The organism is Methylobacterium sp. JK268, from assembly GCF_054052225.1.
The window spans coordinates 1-23,952 of record NZ_JBSVZN010000022.1; the positions used below are offsets into that span (position 1 = coordinate 1).

The 23,952-nt window shown below is 72.9% G+C and carries 19 protein-coding genes; 10 read left to right on the forward strand and 9 right to left on the reverse strand.

Features of this window, described 5'->3' with window-relative positions; genetic code table 11:
- Together dxs and hpnA are read left to right on the forward strand one after the other, a co-directional pair.
- Positions 1-1,947 (forward strand): 1-deoxy-D-xylulose-5-phosphate synthase (dxs, locus tag ACW9J6_RS21645; protein ID WP_457118581.1); only part of this gene is annotated, 1,947 nt, incomplete at its 5' end.
- Between the two features lie 293 nt (positions 1,948-2,240).
- Positions 2,241-3,278: a hopanoid-associated sugar epimerase gene (gene hpnA / locus ACW9J6_RS21650; RefSeq protein ID WP_457118718.1), complete on the forward strand. Its 1,038-nt coding sequence runs from the start codon at positions 2,241-2,243 to the stop codon at positions 3,276-3,278.
- 8 nt (positions 3,279-3,286) lie between these two features.
- Here the strand turns inward: hpnA and ACW9J6_RS21655 are convergent, their stop codons facing one another.
- Both ACW9J6_RS21655 and ACW9J6_RS21660 read right to left on the reverse strand, forming a co-directional pair.
- Entirely contained in the window at positions 3,287-3,673 is a 387-nt protein-coding gene (locus tag ACW9J6_RS21655; protein WP_457118582.1) for a helix-turn-helix domain-containing protein, read from the reverse strand.
- Positions 3,674-3,685: 12 nt separating this feature from the next.
- Positions 3,686-3,928, reverse strand: a complete 243-nt coding sequence (locus tag ACW9J6_RS21660; RefSeq protein ID WP_457118583.1) for a type II toxin-antitoxin system RelE family toxin — start codon at positions 3,926-3,928, stop codon at positions 3,686-3,688.
- A gap of 77 nt (positions 3,929-4,005) precedes the next feature.
- Between ACW9J6_RS21660 and hpnC the strand changes: the two genes are divergently transcribed.
- The 6 genes from hpnC to ACW9J6_RS21690 all read left to right on the forward strand — a co-directional run bounded on the left by hpnC (position 4,006) and on the right by ACW9J6_RS21690 (position 11,953).
- Positions 4,006-4,890 (forward strand): squalene synthase HpnC, encoded by an 885-nt coding sequence (gene hpnC / locus ACW9J6_RS21665; RefSeq protein ID WP_457118584.1) that lies wholly within the window; start codon positions 4,006-4,008, stop codon positions 4,888-4,890.
- On the forward strand, positions 4,887-5,738 hold the full coding sequence (gene hpnD / locus ACW9J6_RS21670) for a presqualene diphosphate synthase HpnD (RefSeq protein ID WP_457118585.1): 852 nt from the start codon (positions 4,887-4,889) through the stop codon (positions 5,736-5,738). The genes hpnC and hpnD overlap by 4 nt, the downstream gene beginning before the upstream one ends.
- Positions 5,738-7,012, forward strand: coding sequence for a hydroxysqualene dehydroxylase HpnE (hpnE, locus tag ACW9J6_RS21675; protein WP_457118586.1), 1,275 nt, complete (start codon positions 5,738-5,740; stop codon positions 7,010-7,012). Before hpnD ends, hpnE begins: the two co-directional genes overlap by 1 nt.
- Before the next feature lie 142 nt (positions 7,013-7,154).
- A complete protein-coding gene (gene shc, locus ACW9J6_RS21680; protein ID WP_457118719.1) occupies positions 7,155-9,119 on the forward strand; it encodes a squalene--hopene cyclase in 1,965 nt (654 codons plus the stop codon).
- A gap of 101 nt (positions 9,120-9,220) precedes the next feature.
- Positions 9,221-10,252: a TIGR03885 family FMN-dependent LLM class oxidoreductase gene (locus ACW9J6_RS21685; RefSeq protein WP_457118587.1), complete on the forward strand. Its 1,032-nt coding sequence runs from the start codon at positions 9,221-9,223 to the stop codon at positions 10,250-10,252.
- A 234-nt stretch (positions 10,253-10,486) separates the two neighbouring features.
- Positions 10,487-11,953: a TolC family protein gene (locus ACW9J6_RS21690; RefSeq protein ID WP_457118588.1), complete on the forward strand. Its 1,467-nt coding sequence runs from the start codon at positions 10,487-10,489 to the stop codon at positions 11,951-11,953.
- On the opposite strand, the gene ACW9J6_RS21695 is transcribed toward ACW9J6_RS21690, so the two are convergent.
- The 5 genes from ACW9J6_RS21695 to ACW9J6_RS21715 all read right to left on the reverse strand — a co-directional run bounded on the left by ACW9J6_RS21695 (position 11,895) and on the right by ACW9J6_RS21715 (position 17,683).
- Entirely contained in the window at positions 11,895-14,048 is a 2,154-nt protein-coding gene (locus tag ACW9J6_RS21695; protein ID WP_457118589.1) for a peptidase domain-containing ABC transporter, read from the reverse strand. The two genes, ACW9J6_RS21690 and ACW9J6_RS21695, sit on opposite strands and share 59 nt — an antisense overlap.
- A 2-nt stretch (positions 14,049-14,050) precedes the next feature.
- Positions 14,051-15,322 carry an HlyD family secretion protein gene (locus tag ACW9J6_RS21700; protein WP_457118590.1) on the reverse strand — a complete coding sequence of 424 codons (1,272 nt, stop codon included), beginning with the start codon at positions 15,320-15,322 and terminating at the stop codon, positions 14,051-14,053.
- Positions 15,323-15,344: 22 nt separating this feature from the next.
- Positions 15,345-16,304 carry a hypothetical protein gene (locus tag ACW9J6_RS21705; RefSeq protein ID WP_457118591.1) on the reverse strand — a complete coding sequence of 320 codons (960 nt, stop codon included), beginning with the start codon at positions 16,302-16,304 and terminating at the stop codon, positions 15,345-15,347.
- Between the two features lie 43 nt (positions 16,305-16,347).
- A complete protein-coding gene (locus ACW9J6_RS21710) occupies positions 16,348-16,488 on the reverse strand; it encodes a hypothetical protein (protein WP_457118592.1) in 141 nt (46 codons plus the stop codon).
- Positions 16,489-16,903: 415 nt separating this feature from the next.
- The gene (locus ACW9J6_RS21715; protein WP_457118593.1) at positions 16,904-17,683 is read right to left on the reverse strand and encodes a glutathione S-transferase family protein; all 780 of its coding nucleotides are present in this window, start codon (positions 17,681-17,683) and stop codon (positions 16,904-16,906) included.
- A 188-nt stretch (positions 17,684-17,871) separates the two neighbouring features.
- On the opposite strand from ACW9J6_RS21715, the gene ACW9J6_RS21720 reads away from it, so the two are divergent.
- Positions 17,872-18,612 (forward strand): phosphorylase, encoded by a 741-nt coding sequence (locus tag ACW9J6_RS21720; protein ID WP_457118594.1) that lies wholly within the window; start codon positions 17,872-17,874, stop codon positions 18,610-18,612.
- Here ACW9J6_RS21720 and hpnH read toward each other — a convergent pair.
- Positions 18,535-19,689 carry an adenosyl-hopene transferase HpnH gene (hpnH, locus tag ACW9J6_RS21725; RefSeq protein WP_457118595.1) on the reverse strand — a complete coding sequence of 385 codons (1,155 nt, stop codon included), beginning with the start codon at positions 19,687-19,689 and terminating at the stop codon, positions 18,535-18,537. The two genes, ACW9J6_RS21720 and hpnH, sit on opposite strands and share 78 nt — an antisense overlap.
- Before the next feature lie 494 nt (positions 19,690-20,183).
- Between hpnH and hpnN the strand changes: the two genes are divergently transcribed.
- Positions 20,184-22,832, forward strand: a complete 2,649-nt coding sequence (gene hpnN, locus ACW9J6_RS21730; protein WP_457118596.1) for a hopanoid transporter HpnN — start codon at positions 20,184-20,186, stop codon at positions 22,830-22,832.
- A gap of 193 nt (positions 22,833-23,025) precedes the next feature.
- Here the strand turns inward: hpnN and hpnK are convergent, their stop codons facing one another.
- Entirely contained in the window at positions 23,026-23,880 is an 855-nt protein-coding gene (gene hpnK / locus ACW9J6_RS21735) for a hopanoid biosynthesis-associated protein HpnK (RefSeq protein ID WP_457118597.1), read from the reverse strand.
- Positions 23,881-23,952 lie beyond the last annotated feature (72 nt).

The following is a 23,952-nucleotide window of genomic DNA, read 5'->3' on the forward strand; positions in this document are numbered from 1 at the left end:
CCCCTCCTCGATCGCGTCCGTGAGCCGGCGGATCTGCGCGCCCTTCCCGAGAGCGACCTCGCCCAGCTCGCCGAGGAGCTGCGCACCGAGACCATCGACGCCGTCTCGGTCACCGGGGGCCATCTCGGCGCCGGGCTCGGCGTGATCGAGCTCACGGTCGCCCTCCACTACGTCTTTCACACCCCCGACGACCGCCTGATCTGGGATGTCGGCCACCAGGCCTACCCCCACAAGATCCTCACCGGACGCCGCGACCGCATCCGCACCCTGCGCCAGGGCGGCGGCCTCTCGGGCTTCACCAAGCGCGCCGAGAGCCCCTACGATCCCTTCGGCGCCGCCCATTCCTCCACCTCCATCTCCGCCGGCCTCGGCATGGCCATCGCCCGCGACCTCTCCGACGCCGCCGCCCGCGCCCGCGGCGAGACCCCCGAGCGCCGCAACGTCGTCGCCGTGATCGGCGACGGCTCGATCTCGGCCGGCATGGCCTACGAGGCCATGAACAACGCAGGCGCCCTGCGCTCGCGCCTCGTCGTCATCCTCAACGACAACGACATGTCGATCGCGCCCCCGGTCGGCGCCATGTCGGCCTACCTCGCCCGCCTGGTCTCGGGCGACACCTACCGCTCCCTGCGCGACACCGCCCGCACCTTCGGCCGCCTGCTGCCCAAGGCCCTCTACGACACCGCCGTGCGCGCCGAGGAATACGCCCGCGGCATCCTGGCGGGCGGCGGCACCATGTTCGAGGAGCTCGGCTTCCACTACGTCGGGCCGATCGACGGCCACAACCTCGACCACCTGCTGCCGATCCTCAAGAACGTGCGCGACGCGCCCGAGGGGCCGGTGCTGGTGCACGTGGTCACCCAGAAGGGCAAGGGCTACGCGCCGGCGGAAGCCGCCGCCGACCGCGGCCACGCGGTGGTGAAGTTCGACGTGATCTCGGGCCAGCAGGTCAAGGCCAAGCCGAACGCGCCGAGCTACACCAAGGTGTTCGGGGACAGCCTGGTCAAGGCCGCGGACGCGGACGACAAGGTGGTGGCGATCACCGCGGCGATGCCGTCGGGCACGGGCGTGGACATCTTCGCCAAGGCGCATCCGGACCGCACCTTCGACGTGGGCATCGCCGAGCAGCACGCGGTGACCTTCGCGGCGGGTCTGGCGGCGGAGGGGTTCCGGCCGTTCTGCGCGATCTACTCGACGTTCCTGCAGCGGGCCTACGACCAGGTGGTGCACGACGTGGCGCTGCAGAACCTTCCGGTGCGCTTCGCGCTGGACCGGGCGGGTCTGGTGGGGGCGGACGGGGCCACGCATGCGGGCGCCTTCGACCTCGCCTACCTGTGCTGCCTGCCGAACATGGTGGTGATGGCGGCCTCCGACGAGGCGGAGCTGGTGCACATGGTGGCGACGGCCCACGCGCACGATTCGGGCCCGATCGCGTTCCGCTACCCGCGGGGCGAGGGCGTGGGAGTGGACCTGCCGGAGCGGGGCGAGGTGCTGGCGATCGGCAAGGGGCGGGTGATCCGGCGTCCCGAGGGGGCGCGGGTGGCGCTGGTGAGCCTGGGGACGCGGTTGGCCGAGGCGGTGAAGGCGGCGGAGCGTCTGGAGGAGAGCGGGATCGGGGTGACGGTGGCGGATGCGCGGTTCGCCAAGCCGCTGGACGAGGCGCTTCTGCTGGACCTGGCGGGGAGCCACGAGGTGCTGGTGACGGTGGAGGAGGGCTCGACGGGAGGGTTCGGCGCGATGGTGCTGCACCTGCTGTCGGCGAAGGGGGCGCTGGACGGGGGCACGGTGCGGGTGCGCACGCTGACGCTGCCGGACGCCTACCAGGACCACGACACGCCCGAGCGGCTCTACGCCGAGGCCGGCCTCGACGCCGCCGCCATCGTGCGGACCGTCGAGGCGGCGCTGCCGGCCGATCGCCGCGAGCGGGCGCGCCTGCGGCGGGTCTGATACGGTTTCCGGACGATCCGTTCGGAAGCCGTACCACCAGCCCGCGCGGCGGAGCTTCGCTCCGCGCACCTGAGCGAAGCCGGTTTCCGCATCGCGAAGCGATCAATCGGAAACCGTATGAGCGCCGGGCTCACCCCGGCGGGACTGGTGCCCGGAGGGCACGGGGCGGCGCATTCCGCCGCCCCGCGCTTGTCGTTTGGGCCCCGAAATGGCAGAAGCGGCGGGCCTTTGGCCCTGCCCGAGGCTGCCTGCCGCCGCCCTTCGGGGCGGCTCTTCCGGACAGCGACGTGAGCATGAACGAGGCCTCGGACCGCACCCTGTCTGAAGCCCGGCCGGAGGTCGGCCCGGTGCTGATCACCGGCGCGAGCGGCTTCCTCGGCCCGGCCCTGGTCGACGTCTTCCGGGGCGCCGGCTTCCCGGTGCGCATCCTGGTGCGGGCGACGAGCCCGCGCACCAACCTGACCTGGCCGGACGTCGCGGTGGCCGAGGGCGACATGCGCGACCCTGCGGCCGTGGCCGCGGCCATGCGCGGCATGCGCTACCTCGTGCACGCGGCGGCCGATTACCGGCTCTGGGCGCCGGACCCGGAGGAGATCGTCCGCACCAACCGCGACGGCACCCGGGTCCTGATGCGGGCCGCCCTCGACGCGGGCGTCGAGCGGGTCGTCTACACGTCGAGCGTCGCGACGATCAAACCCCATGACGACGGCACGCCCGCCGACGAGACCCGGCCGCTCACGCCCGAAACCGCGATCGGCGCCTACAAGCGCAGCAAGGTCGTGGCCGAGCGCGTGGTCGACGAGATGGTGGCCCGCGAGGGCCTGCCGGCCGTGATCGTCAATCCCTCGACGCCGATCGGCCCGCGCGACGTGAAGCCGACGCCCACGGGCCGCATCATCGTCGAGGCGGCGAACGGCAGGATGCCGGCCTTCGTCGATACCGGCCTCAACCTCGCGCACGTGGACGACGTGGCGGCGGGCCACCTGCTCGCGCTGCGACGCGGGCGCATCGGCGAGCACTACATCCTGGGCGGCGAGGACGTGCTCCTGTCGCGGATGCTGGCCGACATCGCCGGGATCGTCGGGCGGAAAGCCCCGACCGTGCGGCTGCCCCGGGCGGCGGTCTACCCCGTCGCCCTCGTCTCCGAACTCGCGGCCCGCTTCACCGGCAAGGCGCCCCTCGCCACGATCGACGGCATCCGGATGTCCCGCTACCGGATGTTCTTCTCCGACGCCAAGGCGCGGGCCGAACTCGGCTACGCGGCGCGGCCCTACCGGCAGGGCCTGGAGGACGCCGTCGCGTGGTTCCGTCAGGCAGGATACATCCGGTGACGGGCGGACTACTCCAGCCAACCCGCCTCGACGCCCGTGACAGCGGCGATCTGGTGGCGCTGCGTGGCGGTCAGCTGCCGCCGACCGCGCTCGATGTCGCTCAGGTGTCCTTGCGAGATGTCCAGCCTCTGCGCCAGTTCCGCCTGGGTACACCCGCGATGCTTGCGCGCCGCGGCAACGGCGGACCCGTGCTCGGCGAGCAGTGCGACGAACCAGTGCGGGATGCCGAGGCTCGAATCCTCGATCTTTCCGGCGAGATACGCCTCCGCCATCCGCGCGGTCGCACGATCCTCCGCGGCCTCGTCGCCGAGGCGGGCGAGCAGGGTGTCGTAGGCGTGACGCGACAGGACGACGAGTTCTTCACCCGCATCCGTCGTGATGATCTGGGGTTTCACGATGCCTCTCCCTCACTCGTAGACGTCACGCCGGTGCCCGATCGCGAAGACATCGATGGCGTTCTCCGTTTCGACGAACAACACCCGATCATCGCCGACTCTCAGGCGGCGCCCCGGGCGGCCGACCAGGGCTCGGGTATCGCCGCTGCCGGTCTCGGCGTAACGGGACAGCTTGCTGACGATCGCGACCCGCACCGGCGGGGGCAGTCTCACCAGGGCCTTCGCCGCGGAGGGCGCGTAGGCGATCGGCTTCATGGCGATATTATCGCGCCATGGTGCGATATCGGCAAGCCTCGTGAAAGGCAGGTTCGAGCCACGGAAGGACGCCCGTCATGACCACCGCGACCGAGGCGCGCTCCGGCAAGTCGCACCGCGACGAGAACTTCCCGGTCGCGTCGCACCTGATCCATCCGCGCCACCGCCGGCCGATCCTGGCCTTCTACGACTTCGTGCGCGCGGGCGACGACGTCGCCGACAATGCGGGCCTGCCGCCGGAGCGCAAGATCGCCCTCCTCGACGGGCTCGCCGACGCGCTCACGGGCGCCGGTCCCGACGACCCGGAGGCCGCGCCGCTGCGGGAGGCGCTGGCGGAGAGCGGGCTCGCACCGCGCCACGCGCTGGAACTCCTCGACGCCTTCCGGATGGACGCGCGCAAGTCGCGCTACGCGACCTTCGACGAATTGATGCACTATTGCCGCTACTCGGCGATGCCGGTCGGGCGCTTCGTGCTCGACGTGCACGGCGAGGATCCGGCCGCGACCTGGGCGGCCTCGGACGCGATCTGCGCGGCGCTCCAGATCATCAACCACCTGCAGGATTGCGGGAAGGATTACCGCGCCCTCGACCGGGTCTACCTGCCGGACGACCTGATGCGCATCCACGGCGTCACGGTCGCGGATCTCGGGGCGGACCGGGCCTCGCCGGGCCTGCGCGCGGTGATCGGCACGCTCGCCCATCGCTGCCTCGACCTCCTGCACGAAGGCCGCGCCTTGCCCGACCTGATCGCCGACACGCGGCTCGCCATGGAGATCGCGGCGATCCACCGCCTCGCCGTCGCCCTCGCCCGCGGCCTGACCGCCCGCGACCCGCTGAGCGAGCGCGTCCACCACGGCAAGGCCGTGTTCGCGCTGATCGCGCTGGCCTCGGCCGGCGCCACCCTCGCCCGCCGGCCCTTCCGGCGCCACCTCGTCCCAACCGTCCGGGGAGCCCGCCCGTGACCGCCCTCGCCTCGCCCGTTCCCGCGCCCGCCGAAGAGGCTCCGGCGCTGCCCGCCGCCGGCTCGTCCTTCTACGCGGCGATGCGCCTGCTGCCGGCCGCCCAGCGCGACGCCATGTACGCGGTCTACGCCTTCTGCCGCGCCGTCGACGACGTGGCGGATGACGGCGGCCCGCGCGAGGTGCGCGCCGCCGAACTCGACCGCTGGCGGGCCGATATCGACGCCCTCTACGCGGGCCGCCTCACGACCCGCACGGCGGCGCTCGCCGGCCCGGTGCGGCAGTTCGGCCTGAAGCGCGAGGATTTCCAGGCGGTCATCGACGGCATGGCGATGGATGCCGAGGCCGACATCGTCGCTCCCGACGTGGCGACCCTCGACCTCTACTGCGACCGGGTCGCCAGCGCGGTCGGACGGCTGTCGGTGCGGATCTTCGGCATGGCCGAGGAGCCCGGACAGGCGCTCGCCCACCATCTCGGCCGGGCGCTGCAGCTCACCAACATCCTGCGGGACATCGACGAGGATGCCGAGCGCGGCCGCCTCTACCTGCCCCGCGAGCGCCTCGCCGCCATCGGCCTGACCGCTCCGACGCCGGAGGCCGCCCTCGTGCATCCGCGGCTGGGCGAGGTCTGCGCGGCGCTGGCCACGGAGGCCGAGGCGCATTACCGGACGTCCTGGACGATCATGGCCGGCCAGCCCCGGCGCGCCACCAAGGCGCCCCGGATCATGGCGGCGGCCTATCACCTGATCCTCGACGGCCTGAACGCCCGCGGCTGGGTGCAGCCCCGCGCGCGGGTCAAGCCCGGCAAGCTCGCGCTGATCGGCGTCCTCCTGCGCCACGGGATCGTGTGATGGCCGGAACCGTCCACGTCCTCGGGGCGGGCCTCGCCGGTCTCTCGGCGGCGGTCCGGCTGACGCTCGCCGGGCGGCGCGTGGTGCTGCACGAGGCCGCCAAGCAGGCGGGGGGGCGCTGCCGCTCCTACTTCGACCCGGCCCTCGGGCTCACCATCGACAACGGCAACCACCTGCTGCTCTCGGGCAACCGCGACGCCCTCGACTTCCTGCGGGTGGTGGGCGCCCCCCCGAACGCCCTCACCGGTCCCGACGAGGCCGCCTTCCCGTTCGCGGACCTCGTCACGGGCGAGCGCTGGACCCTGCGCCCCAATGCCGGCCGCCTGCCCTGGTGGGTCCTGGCGGAGGGCCGCCGGGTGCCGGGCAGCCGCGCGCGGGACTACCTCGCGCCGATCGGCATCCTGCGGGCGGGCGGGCGCCGCACCATCGGGGAGAGCATGCCCTGCGAGGGCCTGCTCTGGGACCGGCTCTGGCACCCGGTGCTGCTCGCGGCCCTCAACACCGAGCCGCGCGAGAGCGACGCCGCGCTCGCCGCCGCGATCCTGCGCGAGACCCTCGGCGCGGGCGGGCGGGCCTGCCGGCCGCTCATCGCCGTGGAGGGGCTCTCGACGGCCTTCGTGGAGCCGGCCCTGCGCTTCCTCGCCCGCGAGGGCGCCGAGATCCGCCTCGGCCGGCGCCTGCGCGCCCTCGACCGCGCGGGGGACCGCGTCGCGAGCCTCGCCTTCGCGGACGGCGCCGAGGCGCTGGGGCCGGAGGACGACGCGGTCATGGCGCTGCCCGCCTGGGTCGCCGCCGACCTGCTGCCGGGTCTCGAGACCCCGCGGGAGCACCGCGCCATCGTCAACGCGCATTTCGCGGTCCCGCCGCCCGCGGGCGCGCCGCTGCTCCTCGGGGTGATCGGGGGCCTCACTGAGTGGCTCTTCGCCTATCCGGACCGGCTCTCGGTGACGATCAGCGGCGCCGACCGCCTGCTGGAGGAGTCCCGCGAGGACCTGGCCGTGCGGATCTGGGACGAGGTCGCCCGCCTCACCGGGCAGCCGGGCGCGCCCCTGCCCCGGTGGCAGATCGTCAAGGAGAAGCGGGCCACCTTCGCGGCGACGCCCGCGGAGGCCGCCCGTCGCCCGGGTGCGCCGACGCACCTCGCCAATCTGGCGCTTGCGGGAGATTGGACGGCGACCGGATTGCCCTCGACGATCGAGGGCGCCATCCGGTCCGGCGCCGCGGCGGCGGCCCTGGTCACGCGACGCAAACCAGATCTGCGCGGAGCCGCTTGACGCGGGCGGCGACGCGGCGGAACAGCTTGAGAATAGGCGGCGTTCTTGCACCGCCGCGAATCGATGGACGGGCAGGCGGCGGAACGGGCCGCCGACAGGAGAAGGCGGGACGAACGTGGGCAAGGTCGAGACGCTGCACCGCATGAGCACGCAGGACATCACGCTGGAGGATGTCGAGCGGCGCGTGTCGCTCGCGTCGAAGGGGCTGATGCGGCTCGTCAACCCGGACGGTCACTGGTGCTTCGAGCTCGAGGCCGACGCCACCATCCCGTCCGAGTACATCCTCTACCACCATTTCCGCGCCTCGATCCCGCCCGCGGAGCTGGAGGCGAAGATCGCCGCCTACCTGCGCCGCACCCAGAGCGCGCAGCACGACGGCTGGTCCCTCGTCCATGACGGCCCGTTCGACATGAGCGCGACCGTCAAGGCCTACTTCGCCCTCAAGATGATCGGCGATTCGATCGAGGCGCCGCATATGCGCCGCGCCCGCGACGCGATCCTGCGCCGGGGCGGCGCGGCCCACGCCAACGTCTTCACCCGGACCATGCTGGCCCTCTACGGCGAGGTGCCCTGGACCGCCGTGCCGGTGATGCCGGTCGAGGTGATGCTGCTGCCGCGGTGGTTCCCGTTCCACCTCGACAAGGTCTCGTACTGGGCGCGCACCGTGATGGTGCCGCTCTTCGTGCTCCAGGCGAGGAAGCCGCGGGCCCGGAACCCGCGCGGCATCGGCATCCGGGAACTCTTCGTCGAAGCGCCCGAGCGGGTGCGGACCTGGCCGGCCGGCCCGCAGGAATCCTCGCCCTGGCGTCCGGTCTTCGCGGCGATCGACAAGGTGCTGCAGAAGGTCGAGGGGCGTTTCCCGGCGGGATCGCGCGCCCGCGCCATCGACAAGGCGGTGGCCTTCGTGAGCGAGCGCCTGAACGGCGAGGACGGGCTCGGCGCCATCTTCCCGGCGATGGTCAACTCGGTGCTGATGTACGAGGCCCTGGGCTACCCGGAGGATCATCCCCTGGTGGTCACGGCCCGCTCCGCGGTCGAGAAGCTCGTGACCGTGAAGGAGCACGAGGCCTACGTGCAGCCCTGCCTGTCGCCGGTCTGGGACACGGCGCTCGCCGCCCACGCGCTGATGGAGGCCGGCGGCCCGGAGGCCGAGCGGCACGCCAAGCGCGCCATGGACTGGCTGAAGCCCCTCCAGGTGCTCGACATCAAGGGCGACTGGGCGGCCTCGAAGCCGGACGTGCGTCCGGGCGGCTGGGCCTTCCAGTACGCCAACCCGCATTACCCGGACCTCGACGACACCGCGGTCGTCGTGATGGCGATGGACCGGGTCCAGGGCCGGCGCAGCCCCGGGCCGGACGCCGCCGATTACGGCACGGCGATCGCCCGGGCGCGGGAATGGGTCGAGGGCCTGCAGAGCCGCGACGGCGGCTGGGCGGCCTTCGATGCGGACAACACCTACCACTACCTCAACTACATCCCGTTCTCGGACCACGGGGCGCTGCTCGACCCGCCGACCGCCGACGTGACGGCGCGCTGCGTCTCGATGCTGGCCCAGCTCGGCGAGACCCGCGAGACCTGCCCGCCCCTCGACCGGGGCGTCGCCTACCTGCTGGCCGACCAGGAGGCCGACGGCAGCTGGTACGGCCGCTGGGGCATGAACTACATCTACGGCACGTGGTCGGTGCTCTGCGCCCTCAACGCGGCCGGCGTCGACCCGGCCTCCGAGCCGGTGCGGCGGGCGGTGACCTGGCTCGCCGGGATCCAGAACCCCGACGGGGGCTGGGGCGAGGACGCGTCGAGCTACAAGCTCGAATATCGCGGCTACGAGAGGGCGCCGAGCACCGCCTCGCAGACCGCCTGGGCGCTGCTCGCCCTGATGGCGGCGGGCGAGACCGACCATCCAGCGGTGGAGCGGGGCATCAACTACCTCGCCCGCACGCAGGGGGCGGACGGGCTGTGGGCGGAGGACCGCTACACGGCGACCGGGTTCCCGCGGGTCTTCTACCTGCGCTACCACGGCTACGCGAAGTTCTTCCCGCTCTGGGCGCTCGCCCGCTACCGCAACCTGCAGCGGAGCAACACCCGCAAGGTCGCGGTCGGGATGTAGCCGGCGCGCCCGACGATCCCGCCCGCCCGCCGCGGACCCGCCGGGCGGCCCGGGCCGTTTCCCCCGGGAGCCGGCCCGCACGGGCGCGGTGGGAACCCGCGATGACGCTCTACAGCTACCACGCCTCGCACGAGCAGGTCGCGCCGCGCGACCTCATCGGCCTCGTGCAGCGCGCCGAGGAGGCGGGGTTCGACGGCGCCTTCTCGTCCGACCACCTGCAGCCCTGGTCGCCGGCGCAGGGTCAGGCGGGCTTCGCCTGGGCTTGGCTCGGCGCGGCGCTCCAGGCGACGCGGCGCCTGACCTTCGGGGTCGTCACGGTGCCGGGCGGCTGGCGCTACCACCCGGCGGTGCTCGCCCAGGCGGTGGCGACGCTGGGCCAGATGTATCCGGGCCGCCTGCCCTGGGTGGCGCTGGGCAGCGGCCAGGCCCTCAACGAATCGGTGACCGGCGCGCCCTGGCCCGACCGGGCCGAGCGCCACGCCCGGCTGCGCGAGGGCGCCGAGATCATGCGGGCGCTGCTCGCAGGCGAGACCGTGACCCATCGCGGCCGGGTCTCGGCCCTCGACGCCCGGCTGTGGACGCGCCCCGAGACCCCCACCCGGCTGGTGGGCGCCGCCGCCACCGCCGAGACCGCGGCCTGGCTCGGCACCTGGGCGGACGGGCTCCTCACGGTCGGGAGCCGGCCCGAGGCGCTGGCGCCGGTCGTCGAGGCGTTCCGCGAGACCGGCGGGGCCGACAAGCCGATCTTCCTCAAGCTCGACGTCAGCCTCGCCCGTGACCCCGCCGAGGCCCTGGCCCAGGCCCATGCGGCGTGGCGCTTCAACCAGCTCGGCAGCCCGGTCGCCTGGGAGCTGCGCAGCCCGGCGGAGTTCGACGCCGCCGCCCGCTTCGTGCGGCCGGAGGACATGCACGCGCAGGTGCTGGTCTCCGCCGACCCGGCGGCGATGATCGACCGGATCGCCGCCTGCGCGGCGCTCGGCTTCGACAGCATCGACCTACACCAGGTCGGCGGCGACCAGGCCGCCTTCATCGACCTGTTCGGCGAGCGGGTGCTCCCCGCCCTGCGGGGGCGCCGGGCACCGGCCGCGGATTTCGACGCGACTGTGGTGCGGCCGGCGGCGCGGGCGGGGTAGGCCGTGCTCGGGCCGCCCAGCGGACATGAGACCGCCGTCCTTGCGCAGGGTCATCATGTCGAATTCATTCGCTCGGGCGTCGAGAGCGAGTATACGCCGCAGCTGCCCGAGCGTCCGGTCAGATCTTAGGGCTTCCTTTACCCTGAGGACGGCAGATGTGAGCGATCGTCCGCCGCACCGGCAGCCCGCCCGGGTGGGAGGGCGCGAGCCCGGTCGGGCAGGGCGGGAGTGGACATGCCGGTGCGGCGCGCAGTGCGGAGGAGACGGGGCCTCGTCCCGGCCGCGATCCTCCTCACGCTCGCCGGTGCCCCGGCCGCCCGGGCGCAGGGCCCGGAGGACGCCTCGACGGCCGCCCTCGAGTCGAGCTTCGCGCTGCGCGCCGAGGAGGCCCGTCAGGAGGGCGCGCAGGCGCGGCTGCGGGGCGCCCTCGACGCCTTCATGCCCACCGTCACCTTCACCGCCGACAGGCCCCTGCGCAGCCGCATCACCTACGCGCCCAACCCGGAACCGACCGTGGTCGGGCTCGATTCCACCCCGCGCCGCGCGCCGACCGTGGTCGGGCTCACGGCGAGCCTGCCGCTCTTTGACGGGTTCAGGCGCTGGCACGCGCTGCAATCGGCGCAGACCCTGGCGGAGGCGGGCCGCCAGCTGCTGATCGGCAAGCGCGAGCAGGTGCTGCTCGACACCGGTCTCGCCTACCTGGCGGTGCTGCGCGACGCGCGGATCCTGGCGGCCCGGGAGGCGCAGCTCGCCGCGACGCAGCGCATCGCCGCCTTCACCGAGAAGCAGCTCGACCTCGCGGACGCGACCCGCACCGACCTGGCCCTCGCCCGCTCCCGCGTGCAGGAGGCGGAGGCCCTGCGCACCCGCGCCCGGGCCGATCTCGCCGCTTCCCGGCTCGACTTCACCCGCCTCACCGGGTTGGAGCCGGAGCAGGTCAGGCCGCCGCGCCTCCCCGACGGCTTGCCGCGCAACCCGGACGCCTACGCGGACCTCGTGCGCCGGGCCAATCCGAGCATCGCCGCCACCCACCTGGAGGCGGAGGCCGCCGGCCACGACGCCCAGGCCGCCGTGTCGGACCTCCTGCCCAAGGTCAACCTGCAGTTCTCCAAGGTCGCGCAGCTCGGCTATAGCCCGTCCCTGGACCGCATCACCGACACCACCACCCGGGTCGTGGCGAGCGTGCCGCTCTACGAGCCCGGCACCCTGCCGCGGATCGGCGAGGCCTCGGCGCTCGCCCTGCAGCGCGGCTACGAGGCGCGGGACGCGGAACGCACCACCCTGGCGACGGCGCGGACCGCCTTCGCGCGCCGCCAAGCCACCGCGGAGCAGTACGCCCAGCTCGTCGCCCGGGTCGGCGAACTCAGGGCCACGATGCGGGGCTTCGGGATCGAGCGCGGGGCGGGGTTCCGCACCGTGCTCGACGAGTTGAACATCCAGGGGGAACTCGCCAACGCGGAGGTCGCGGCCGAGCTCGTGCGCAACGAGCGGGACGGGCAGACCCTGCAGCTCGCGGCCGCGGCGGGGCTGCTCGCGGTCGAGAGAGGGCCGCGGCTCGAAACCCTCGCCTCCTTCCGGCGCGCCGCGCCGCCCGCCGAGCCCGCCCCGCTCCTGCGCGGCTCCGAGGCGCCGGGCGCCCCGGTCAGGCCGCTTCCGGCACCGGTGCTCCGGGCTTCGCTGGCGGACGCGGCTCCTCGGTGAGCCGCCCGTCGGCGATCCGGTAGATGCGGTCGACCTGATCGAGCAGGCGCTCGCTGTGGGTGATGAAGACCTTGGCCGCCTTCACGTCGCGCAGGCTCGCCACCAGGGCCGCCTCGGTCTCCGGGTCGAGATTGGCCGTGACCTCGTCGAGGAGCATCAGCGCCGGGCGCCGGCAGAGGGCGCGGGCGAGGAGGAGCCGCCGCCGCTGGCCGGTCGAGAGCACGCTGCCCTCTTCCGAGACGTGGGTGGCGTAGCCCTGCGGCAGCCGCTCGACCTCGTGGCGCAGCCCGACCCGGTCGAGGGCCGCCTCCATCTCGGCGTGGGACACGGCGGGGTCGAAGAGCGACAGGTTGTCGGCCACCGTGCCGGCGAAGAGGCCGTCATCCGCGAAGACGACGCCGAGATTCGCCCGGTACTCCCGCTTGCCGAACTCCGCGAGCGGCGCGCCGTCGACGGTGACGCGGCCCTCCGCCGGGTCGGTGAGGCTCGCGAGCACGCGCATCAGCGAGGACTTGCCCGATCCCGAGGCGCCCACAATGGCGATCGATTCGCCCCGGGCCACGTCGATCGCGAGGTCCGCCCCGGTGAGGATCGGCGCCGCGCCGCGGCCGAACCGGATCGCCACGCCCTCGATCCGCACCTCCCGGCGGACCGCCCGGTGGAAGCGCGCCTCGTGCAGCCCTTCCTCCGGCGCCTCCCCGACCACGTCGTCCAGGCGCCCGACATGCACCCGCAGGGCTGCGAGCTGCAGCAGGCTCGCGGTGAGGTGGTTGACCCGCTCGAAGAAGTCGGCCCGCAGCGCGATGAAGGCGTAGAGCGTGCCGATCGTCATCGTGTTGGCGATCACGCCGGTGATGCCGAGGTAGAGGGTCGTCACGGTGCTGACGGCGATCACCGCATGCATCAGGAACTCGGCGTCGAGGCCGGCCTTGCGGGCGCGGAAGTCGAGGGTGGCGAAGCGCCCGAAGCTCTCGAACCAGTGCATGGCGAAGAGTTCGGTGCCGTTATGGGCCTTGAGGCTGCCGATGCGCCGGATCCCGTCGATGAGCCGGGCCTGCTCCTGCGAGCGCGCCTCCAGCGACCCGGCCGTCGCCCGGTCGAGGATCGGGAAGGTGACGAAGCGCATCCCCAGCACCGCCGCCAGGGTGGCGAGGGTGAGGCCCGCCATGAGGGGCGAGTAGTAGACCATCAGCCCAATCAGCAGCGCCGAGGTGCCGATATCGGCGAACGAGGTGGCGAGCCCGCCGACCAGGAAGGTGCGCAGCGCATCGACCGACTGGAGGCGGGTGACGAAGTCGCCCGGGTGGCGCAGCTCGAAGTGGCGGAGCGGCAGCCGGAAGGCGTGGCCCACGAGGTTGCGGGTGAACTGGATCTGGAACAGCGTCGCGGCGCGCAGCGCGATGCGGCCGCGCAGCCACTGCCCCAGCGCCTCGAACAGCATCATCAGGATGAGCCCGAGGGCGAGCATCTGCAGGAGATCCAGGTCGACCTGCGGGATGACCACGTCGAGGGCGATCTGCAGCAGCACCGGGGTCATCAGGCTCAGGAGCGCGATCGCCACCGAGACGAGGCCGATCTGCCCGGCCGTGGCCCCGAGCCCCCGGGTCATGCGCAGGATGTCGCGGAGCGTGAGCCGGCCGCCGGCCTTGCGGGGCCGGAACGCCATCCGCGGGGCGAATTCGAGCGCGATGCCGGCGAAATGGCGCTCCATGTCGGCCCGGTCGTAGATCCGCAGGCCGAATTCCGGGTCGTGGACGCGGTAGCGGCCCCGCGCGATCCCCTCCAGCACCACGAAGTGGTTGCCGCGCCAGTGCAGGATCGCCGGCAGGGAGAGCCCGGCGAGGTCGTCGATCCCGTCGAGGGCGTAGCCGGCCGCGTCGAGATCGAGCCCATCCGCCACCCCGACGATGTCGGCGAGCGTCATCCCGTTGCGCGAGAGCGGGAACAGCGCCCGCAGGTAGGGCAGATCGATCGCGTGCCGGTGGAAATTGGCCACCATCGCCAGGCAGGCGAGCCCGCACTCGTTGTCCTCGGCCTGGAGGACCGTGCGCACCCGCTGCCGGCCCGCCAGCATCCTCTTCAGCCCGTCGCTCACGCTCACAGCCTCCCGCGGATGGCCCGGATCGGATCGAGCATCCAGTCGATCAGGCGCCGGCGCTCGACCACGATGTCGGCCGAGAGCGTCGAGCCGATCCGGATCGGCTCGTCGACCCCGTAGGCCCGCACGGTGCGGGAGTCCGGCTTCACCTCGACCCGGTAGACCGACTGGCGGGCGGCCGCGCCGGGCTCGGGCGCAGCATCCGCCGCGGGGGCCAGCATCGGGTTGCGCAGGGGCGTGGCGGCGATGACCGTGACGGTGCCGTGCGCGATGCCGAAGGTCTTGAACGGGAAGGCGTCGTACTTGAGCACGACGCGCTGGCCGACCTTGGCGAGGCCGATCGCCCGGGCGGGCACCTCCAGAACCACGACCGGCTCGGCCCGGGTGTCGCCGAGGATCGCCACCACCTGGTCGGCGCTCACCGAGGCGCCGGGTTCCACGAACAGGCCGGCCACGTCCCCGTCGGTCGGCGCCACCACGTCGATGCGGGACTGGGCGCCGGAAGCGGTGATCTGGGCCTCGACCGCGCTCAGTTCGTTCTCGGCGGCGGCGAGCTGGGCGGCCTTCTCGGTGTCGCCGCTGCGCTGGGCGCGCAGGCGCTCGGCGGTGCTCTGCCGCAGCTCCGCCCGGCGGGCCCGGAGGTCGGCGATCTGGCGGGCGTAGTCGAGGGCGAGCCGCCGCTGGGCGTTCAGCGCCTCGCGGGTGGCGTAGCCCTGCTTCAGGTAGGCCTCGACCCGGGAGACCATCTCCTCCTGCTGGCCCAGTCCGTCCCGCAGGGTCCGCTCCTGCTCGTCGAGGGCGCGGATCACCGCGGCCACGTTGCGCTCGGTCTCCTGCCGGTCGCCGCGGGTCGACTCGAGATAGGCGGCGAGGCGGGCGCGCTCGCCGCGGAGCGTCGCCCGGCGCTGCTCCAGGCTGCGCAGGGTGGCGGCCACCGTCGAGACGCCGCCCGTGGTCTGCTCGCGCAGCTGGATCCGCATCAGCCGCTGGCCGCGGGTCACCCGGTCCCCCTGCCGCACGGCGATCTCGTCGACGATCCCGGCGGCCTGCGCGTCGAGGCGCGTCAGCCCGGAGGCCGCCGACACGTAGCCGCGCACCGCTTCGGAGCGGGCGAGGCGACCGAAGATCAGCGCCGCCAGGAGGGCCGCGATGATCGCGCCGAAGAACCACGCCAGCCAAGTGCTGCCCCGGTCCCGATGCAGGTGCACCGCCTGGGCGCGGCGGGGCCGCAGCATCGGCTCGGCCGGAGGGGGGGCCGCGGAGTCGCTCATGCGCGGTCGGGTCTCGCCGGTCTCACGCCGCGAGGATCTGCGGCGTTCCTTCACCTTCCGGAGGGTTCGTGGGCAGGTTGTCGGATTCGGGTAAATATTCGGCGATCGACGACCAGAGGTGCCACTGCTCGGGCCGGCCCTCGATGGCGGCGCGCAGGTGCCGGCGCATGATCTCCGCGACCTCGGCCCGCTCCTGCGGCCCGCTGCCGCGAACCTCGAAGGGCTGGCCGGGGCGAATCACGTCCCGGTCCCGCTCCAGGGTGGTGGCGAGGGGCATCACGAGCGCCCCGGTGAGCCGCGCCAGCGTGTCGACCCCGAAGGCGAACCGGAAGGGCCGGCCGAACATCGGCATCGCGGCGGGCGCGCCGTAGGCGGGCGGCAGGTCGCAGAACACCACGAGGACCGCGCGGGCGTCCCGGGCGAAGCGCACGGCGGGCAGGAAATCCGCGCGGTTCGTCACGGTCAGGAAACGGACGTCGATCCCGACCTCGCGCAGGCGGCCGATGACCTCGGTCTCCATGCTCATGTCGTCGCGCTGGCGCAGCACCACGAGCGGCCGGCCCGGAAAGTAGCGGACCATCGCGCAGGCGAGGCCCGTCACGTAGCCGCCCATATGCAGGGGGGCCAGGATCACCGGCCGGCCGCTCGCCGCCGCGCGGCGAAAGAGATCGGGCTCCTCGACCTGCGCGCGCGCGAGGTCGCGCAGGATCGCCGGGACGCTGCGCCGGTGGAGCGCGCACCACTCGACCTCCGCCGCGACGTCGTGCCGGTAGGCCGCGCGATCGAGACGAAGCGCCTCGCGGCGCGGCATCCGCAGGAGCGTCTGCAGCAGGTCGGCAAGGCCCAGCCCCTGGCGCCGGCCGCGCCATCGGCCGACGAGTCCCGCCGCGGCAAGCCCCCAGCCGAGCCCCCGGCGGCGCCACGGGAGCGGCAGGCCCGCCAGGAGCCGGTACGCGGCGGGAATGCGGGGAGCATCGTCCATCGCAGGTCAATCCGTCGACGAAGCGGCCCCCGCGGTCGTCGGATCAGCAGCCCTTCTTGGACTTGTGGCCGCCGCAGGACGGGGCCGGGGCGCAGACCGGGGCCGGCGGGCAAGGGGGCGGGCAGCAGGGGGTGCAGCAGCCGCCAGCGACCGTCGCGAGCGCCTTCGCGTCGAGCTTCTTCATGATGACCTCCTCGTGTGGCGCGGAAGACAGGGGGTCTCCCGCGCGACCTCACCTGCCCCATGACCTCGCGGCGTGTCGAGGCTGCGGGTCCGTGAGAGGATCGCGACCGCTCACGAAAAGCTGTTTCTGCGGAATGCCTTAGAGTTCTCAGCCGATTCGTGCCTACGCAATTGTCCGAAATCTCTTCAGCAGATCGATGTGGAAAATTCACCATGACGCAGAAGACACATCTCCATTCTGCCTCGGCGCGGAGAATGATTCGCCATCGTGCGATCCGGCGCCCCTTCGCCCTCATGACTCCCTTGCGTCAGGGAGAATGCCGGTCTTGCCGGGCTCCCGGTCGCGCCGGCGGCATCGATGGCGCGCTGGCGCGGGTTCACGGCCAGAGCTCACAGCCAGGGCTCACAGCCAGGACTCACGGCCAGGAGAAGCGGATGGTGTCGTCGCGCAGGCCGGCGAGCACGACCTCGACGCCGCCCGAGCGCATCATCCAGTCGAGCCGGTGATCGCGGTACTCCCGCCGCCGGCCGCCCGTCGTGTAGTGGTCGGCGGCCTCGGCCATGCGCGACGCGGCGGCGTCGAACTCCGCGAAGGTCGCCGCCACGGAGGGCCGCTCGCGCAGGCGGGCGTGCCAGCGCGCGAGCGGGCTGCCCTCCGCCGGCCCGAGCCCGTAATGCACCGACCGGTTCACCATCGGGGCAGCCGCCGCATCCGCCCAGCCGAAGCGCTCGCCGCCGAACCACGCCGCCTCGCCCAGCCGGGCGGAGAGCCAGTCCTGCAGCACCCGCGTCTGCGCCGCCGCCCGCTCCCGGAGCCGGACCGCGAGGTGGCCCGTGGCGCGGCGGAACCACAGCACCTCGCCGAAGCCCCAGTTCACCGCCTCGTACTGGGTGTCGCAGACCTCCTCGGTGAGGCGCGCCCGCGCCCGCCCGGCGGGATCGCGGGGCAGCAGGGGCGGCTCGGGCCAGGTCTCCTCCACGTATTCGAGGATCACCGTCGACTCGAACAGCGACAGGTCGCCGTCGACCAGAACCGGGACCTCCCCGCGGGGATTGGCCCGCGCGAAGGGATCGTCCGCGCCGCTGGTCCCGAAGCTCCCGGGGAGTTCGGCCGTGAAGGGGATGCCCTTCTCGCGCAGCGCGATCTTGATCTTCTGCGCATAGGACGAGAGCGGGTGCTCGTAGAGATGCGGCATGGCGGAGCCTCCCTGCGCCGACGCGGCGGCCCCGCCCTCATGCCAGAGACCGTCGGCCGCTTCACGCCGGTTCCGTCCGGCCCCGCCCGTGGCCGCTCCGCCACATCACCGCCGCACCGGGCTTGGTATGAAGGCTGCATCGGGCGCCGAGCCATCCGCCCTGTCTCACGCACAGGTCACCCCGCCGCATGATTGTCGTCGAGGACACCACCGGCCCGTCCGGGCCGCATCCCGTGCTGGCCGTCACCGGCCTCGCCCGCGAGGCGCGCGTCGCCGCCGGGCCGGGCGTCGCCACGGTGGGCGCGGGCGGCAACCCGGGGCGCCTGCGGGACCTCCTGAAGGAGCGGGTACGGCCGGGCTGCCGCGCGGTCATGAGCATCGGCATCGCGGGCGGGCTCGATCCCGACCTCGCGCCGGGCGACGTCGTCGTCGCGACGGGCGTGATCGCCGCGGGGCGGCGGCAGGCGGCCCACCCGGCGGTGGTCTCGGCGCTGACGCACCGCCTCTCGGATCTTCCCTTCCGGGTGATGCCGGCGGACCTCGCCGGGGAGGATTCCGCAGTGCTCTCTCCCCACGCGAAGGCGGTCCTGCGCGCCGGCACGGGAGCGGCGGCGGTCGACATGGAATCCCACGTGGCGGCCGCCTTCGCGGCCCGGCACGGCCTGCCCTTCTGCGCCGTGCGGGTGATCTGCGACCCGGCCGACCGGGCGCTCCCCGCCGCGATCGCCAAGGCCCTCAAGCCGAACGGCGAGCCCGATGTGCTCGCCGTCCTGGGGGCTCTCGCCCGGCGATCCGCCAAGGTGGGCGGGCTGGTGCGCCTCGCCCGCGATTCCTCGGCGGCCTTCGCGTCCTTAGGCCGCTGTCGCGCGCTTCTTGGCTTCGGCCTCGGCGTCCCGGAGCTCGGAGAGCTTCTGCGCGACGTTGCGTGAGAACACGAACTCCGCCGGGCGCTGGTTCTCCAGGGAGATCTCCGGCGCCATCGCGCCCTCGGTCTTGATCCCCCGCAGGGCGTAGACCAGCGGCTTCCAGGGCTTCCTCACCGAATCGACCACCGAGGAGGCCTCGTAGCCCGAATGCACCATGCAGTCGGCGCACTTCTCGTAGTTGCCGGTGCCGTAGGAATCCCAGTCGGTGGTCTCCATCAGCTCCTTGAAGGTCTTGGCGTAGCCCTCGCCGAGCAGGTAGCACGGCTTCTGCCAGCCGAAGACCGTCCGGGTCGGATTGCCCCAGGGCGTGCAGTGATAGGACTGGTTGCCCGCCAGGAAGTCGAGGAAGAGGCCCGACTGCTGGAAGGTCCACTTCTCGCGGCCCTTCTCCTTGCCGAGGCGGAACACGCCGCGGAACAGGTCCTTCGTCGCCTTCCGGTTGAGGAAGTGCTGCTGGTCGGGCGCGCGCTCGTAGGCGTAGCCGGGCGAGACGGTGATGCCGTCGATGCCCATCCGGGTCACGCTGTCGAAGAAGTCGGCGATCTTGTCGGCCGAGGAGTTGTTGAAGAAGGTGCAGTTGATCGTGACCCGGAAGCCGAGCTCCTTGGCCTTCTTGATCGCCGCCACCGCCTTGTCGTAGACGCCGCGCTGGCACACCGACTTGTCGTGCATCTCCTTGTCGCCATCGAGGTGGATCGACCAGGTGAAGTACGGGCTCGGCTTGTACTGAGAGATCTTCTTCTCGAGCAGCAGCGCATTCGTGCAGACGATCGCGAATTTCTTCTGGGCGATGATGCCCTGCACGATCTGCGGCAGATCCTTGTGCAGCAGCGGCTCGCCGCCCGCGATGACGACGACCGGCGCGCCGCACTCGCGGACCGATTCGAGCGCCTCGTCGACCGGCAGCCGCTTGTTGAGGATCTCGTCCGGATAATCGATCTTCCCGCAGCCGGCGCAGGCCAGGTTGCAGCGGAACAGCGGCTCCATCATCATCACGAGCGGGTAGCGCTTGCGGCCCGTGAGGTGCTGCTTGAGGATGTAGCCGCCGATCTTCGCGACGTACCGAAGAGGGATGCCCAAGATCGAGGCTCCTTGTCTCGCTTGCAGGGTGGAACCGCGCGTCCTTAGACCGAAAAGCGGCGAAATTCCAGCGATCTAGGTTGGAATGGGTCCAACTGTGGCCCAAACCCTACGGTCGCGCGACGGTACCGCGCCCCTCTTCCTCGACCAATGCCGGAATTGCAAAGGTGGTGCGACGCTGCAGCGCAGCAAGGACCGGCCGCACGACCGGGAGGGCGGCGGGGGGCGCTCCCCGGCGCGACCCATGGTCAGGCCCGGCCGGCCGGCTCGGGGACGCGGTCCGGGCGGGCGCGTTGCAATCCCCTCCCGGGGTCACTACTTAGCGCCCCAATGCCCTGGAACGGCGAGAGGGCTGTCCGTGTTCGAGGGCTCCCCGCCCTCCCGGCCGTCGCCGCCGTCCCGGCAGCGGAGGCGCCGGGCGGGGGATCGACGGAACCCGGACGGGATGGCGCGGCTTCTCGCGCATCCGCCCCGCAGAAGGTAGGCTCAGCAACGTGTTCGAACGGCTCGTCGCCCTCTCCGTCCGCCATCGCTGGATCGTGCTGCTGCTCTGCCTCGTCGCCACGGCGGCGGGCGGCGTCTCGGCCGCCCGCCACTTCCGCATCAACACCGACGTGGAGCGGTTGATCGCGCCGGACGTGAGCTGGCGCCAGGACGAGATCCAGTTCGAGCAGGCCTTCCCCCAGCGCAGCAACCTGCTGGTGGCGGTGCTCGACGCCGCGACGCCCGAACAGGCCGACGAGGCCGCCTCGCGCCTCGCGGAGGCGCTCGCCGCGCACAAGGACCTGCTGCCGGTCGTCTACCGGCCGGACGGGGGCCCGTTCTTCGACAAGAACGGCTTCCTGCTGATGGCCCAGAAGGACCTGGAGCAGACCACCGACCGGCTGGTGCAGCAGCAGGGCCTCCTCGGCCCGCTCGCGGCCGACCCGTCGCTGCGCGGCATCATGCAGGCGATGAGCCTGGGCGCGCAGGGCGTGAAGGGCGGCCAGGCCAAGATCGAGGACCTGACCTCTCCGATCGGGCAGCTGCGCGACACCTTCGAGAAGGTGCTCAAGGGCGAGCCGGCGCGGCTGTCGTGGCAGCTCCTGCTGTCGGGCGGCAAGGCCCAGACGAGCGACCTGCGCCGCTTCATCATCACGCAGCCGAAGCTCGACTTCGACGAGTTGCAGCCGGGCGCCCAGGCGACCGCGCTGATCCGCAGCACCGCGCGCGACCTCGGCCTGACGCCGCAGGCCGGCGTGCGCGTGCGCCTGACCGGCCAGGTCGCCGTGGCGGACGACGAGTTCGCCACCCTGTCGGACGACGCGCTCCTCAACAACTCGGTCACGGTCGGGGCGATCATCCTGTTCCTGTGGCTGGCCCTGCGCTCGCCGAGCCTCGTCGTCGCGGTGCTCATCACCACCTTCGCGGGGCTCGTCGTCACGGCGGCGCTCGGCCTGCTGATGGTGGGCGAACTCAACCCGATCTCGGTGGCCTTCGCGGCTCTGTTCGTGGGCCTCGGGATCGATTTCGGCATCCAGTTCGCGGTGCGCTACCGGGCGGACCGCTTCGCCGAGCCCGACCTCGCGAAAGCGATCCGCAAGGCAGCCAACGGGGTCGGCTGGTCGCTGACGCTCGCGGCCGTCTCGCTGCTCGCCGGCTTCTTCTCGTTCCTGCCGACGGAGTTCCGCGGCGTCTCTGAGCTGGGGCTGATCGCCGGCGTCGGCATGATCGTGGCCTACGCCTTCGCGCTGACGCTGCTCCCCGCCCTGATCGCGGTGATGCGGCCGCCGGGCGAGAAGGAGGAGGTCGGGACCGCCTCCCTCGCCTCGGTCGACCACTGGATCATTCATCACCGCAAGCTGGTGCTGGTCCTGACCGGGCTGGTGACGGTGGCGGGGCTGCCCCTGCTCTACTACCTCCCCTTCGACTCGAACCCGATGCACCTGCGCAGCCCGAAGGTGGAATCGGTCGCGACCTATCTCGACCTCGCCAAGGACCCGGCGACGAGCCCCAACACGATCGACGTGCTGGTGCCGAACACCGACGCGGTGCGCCCGATGGCCGAGAAGCTGCGGGCCCTGCCGATCGTCGCGAACGTCATCGACATCGACACCTTCGTGCCGCCGGACCAGGACCAGAAGCTCGCCACGATCGAGGATGCGGCGGGCGTGCTCGGGCCGGTGCTGAACCCGCCCCGCGTGGCACCGCCGCCGAGCGACCGCGAGGTCGTCCAGGCGATCAAGACGGCCTCCGGCGCTCTCAAGGGCATCGCCGGCAAGGGCGAGACCGCGCCGCAGAAGGAGGTGCTGGCCTTCACGGACACGCTCGACCGCCTCGCCGACGCCACGCCCCAGCTCCGCGAGGCCTCGGCCACCGCCACGGTGCCGGACCTCAAGGGCCTGCTGGCGCGCCTGCGCGGCCTGCTGGCCCCGGAGAAGATCACCCTCGACACGCTGCCCGCGCAGATCCGCCAGGAATGGATCGCCAAGGACGGCCGCGCCCGCCTGGAGGTTCAGCCGAAGGGCAACTCGAACGACAACACGGTGCTGAAGCGCTTCTCCAAGGAGGTGCTGAGCGTGGCCCCGCACGCGACCGGCGCGCCGATCGCCACGACCCGCTCCAGCCACACCATCCTGGGCGCCTTCGTGGAGGCCGGCCTGCTCGCCCTGGTGTCGATCTTCGTGATCCTGTCGGTGGCGCTGCGCCGGCCCTGGGACGTGGCGATGGCGCTCGGCCCGCTGGTGCTGGCGACCCTGTGGACGCTGGAGGCGCTCTACGTGATCGGGATGCCGCTCAACTTCGCCAACATCATCGCGATGCCGCTGATGCTGGCGGTGGGCGTGGCCTTCCACATCTACTACGTGATCGCGTGGCGGGCGGGCGTCGCCGACATGCTGGCGTCGAGCCTGACGCGGGCGATCTTCTTCTCGGCGCTGACGACGGGCACGGCCTTCGGCTCGCTCGTCCTGTCGAGCCACCCGGGCACTGCCAGCATGGGCAAGCTGCTGGCCCTGTCGCTGTTCTTCACGCTGGTGGCGGCCTTCTTCATTGTGCCGGCCTTCCTGGGCCCGCCTCCGGCGGCCAAGGGCAAGGACGCGCCCGCCAAGCCGCGGGAGCCGGTGCGGGCGCCCGAGGGCGTGGTGGCGCGGCGGGCGGTGTAGCCGGGATCCTCACCCTCCCCCCTCTGCGGGGGAGGGTGGCGAACGCAGTGAGCCGGGAGAGGGGCTGGCGCGACGCTCTTTCAGGGGGGCGCCCTGCGCCACGGCTCAGCCAAATCCCGAAGCGTGGCTCCCCTCTCCCGCCCCACTCCGTGGGGCACCCTCCCCCGCAGAGGGGGGAGGGTGAGGGCGCGCGTCACGCCGCGAACTCCGAGAACCCGCCGAGCACCGCCCCGGATTCCGCCAGCGCGGCCCGGCTCTCCGGCGCGGTGAGGGCGGCGAGTTCCTCGGCGTAGGCGTAGCCCTCCGCCTCGCCCGGGAAGCCGCCCGCCGTCGCGGGGTGCGTGTAGAGTTCGGTCAGGCCGTCCGGCAGATGCCGCAGCAGGCCCGCCACCCGCGGCGGGGTCATGTGGCCCGACCACGCGAGTCCGAGCACGCGATCCGGGACCGCGAGCCCGGCGCGGCGGGCGCGCCAGCCGAGGAGCGCCGCCCAGGGCGCCGTGTCGAGGGCGAGGCCGGGGCGGAAACCCGGCTCGGCCCGGCGCAGGGTGTCCCGGTCCTCCCGCGGCACGCGCAGGGACCGCATGCCGAAGTCCCGCCCGATCCGCAGCACGAGGCCGGCGATGACCGGGTGGACGTGGAAGTGCTTATGGGCGTTGACGTGGTCGAGGGGGAGCCCGGTCGCCCGGTAGGCCTCGAACTGCGCCCGGATCTCGGCGGCGAGCTGGCGCCGGGCGCGGGGCTTGGCGGCGAGGTCGAGGCCGAGCCCGCCCATGTCGCGCCGCAGCAGGCCCTCCCCGTCGACGAGGTCCGGCAGGTCGGCGGCCGGCAGCAGCGGCCAGGCCTCCACCATCACGAGGTGGAGCCCGACCCGCAGCGAGGGCAGGCGCCGGGCGCGGGCCACCGCGTCGGCCGCCGCGGGGGCCGCCACCATCAGGCTCGCGGCGGAGAGGATGCCCTCCCGGTGCGCCCGCTCGACGGCCTCGTTCACCTGCGGCGAGAGGCCGAAATCATCCGAGGTGACGACGAGGCGCTTGGGGGGGACGGGCATCGGGACCGCAGGTCGAGCGGGACGCGAGGCGTCTCTCAACCCTCCCCCCTCTGCGGGGGAGGGTGGCGAACG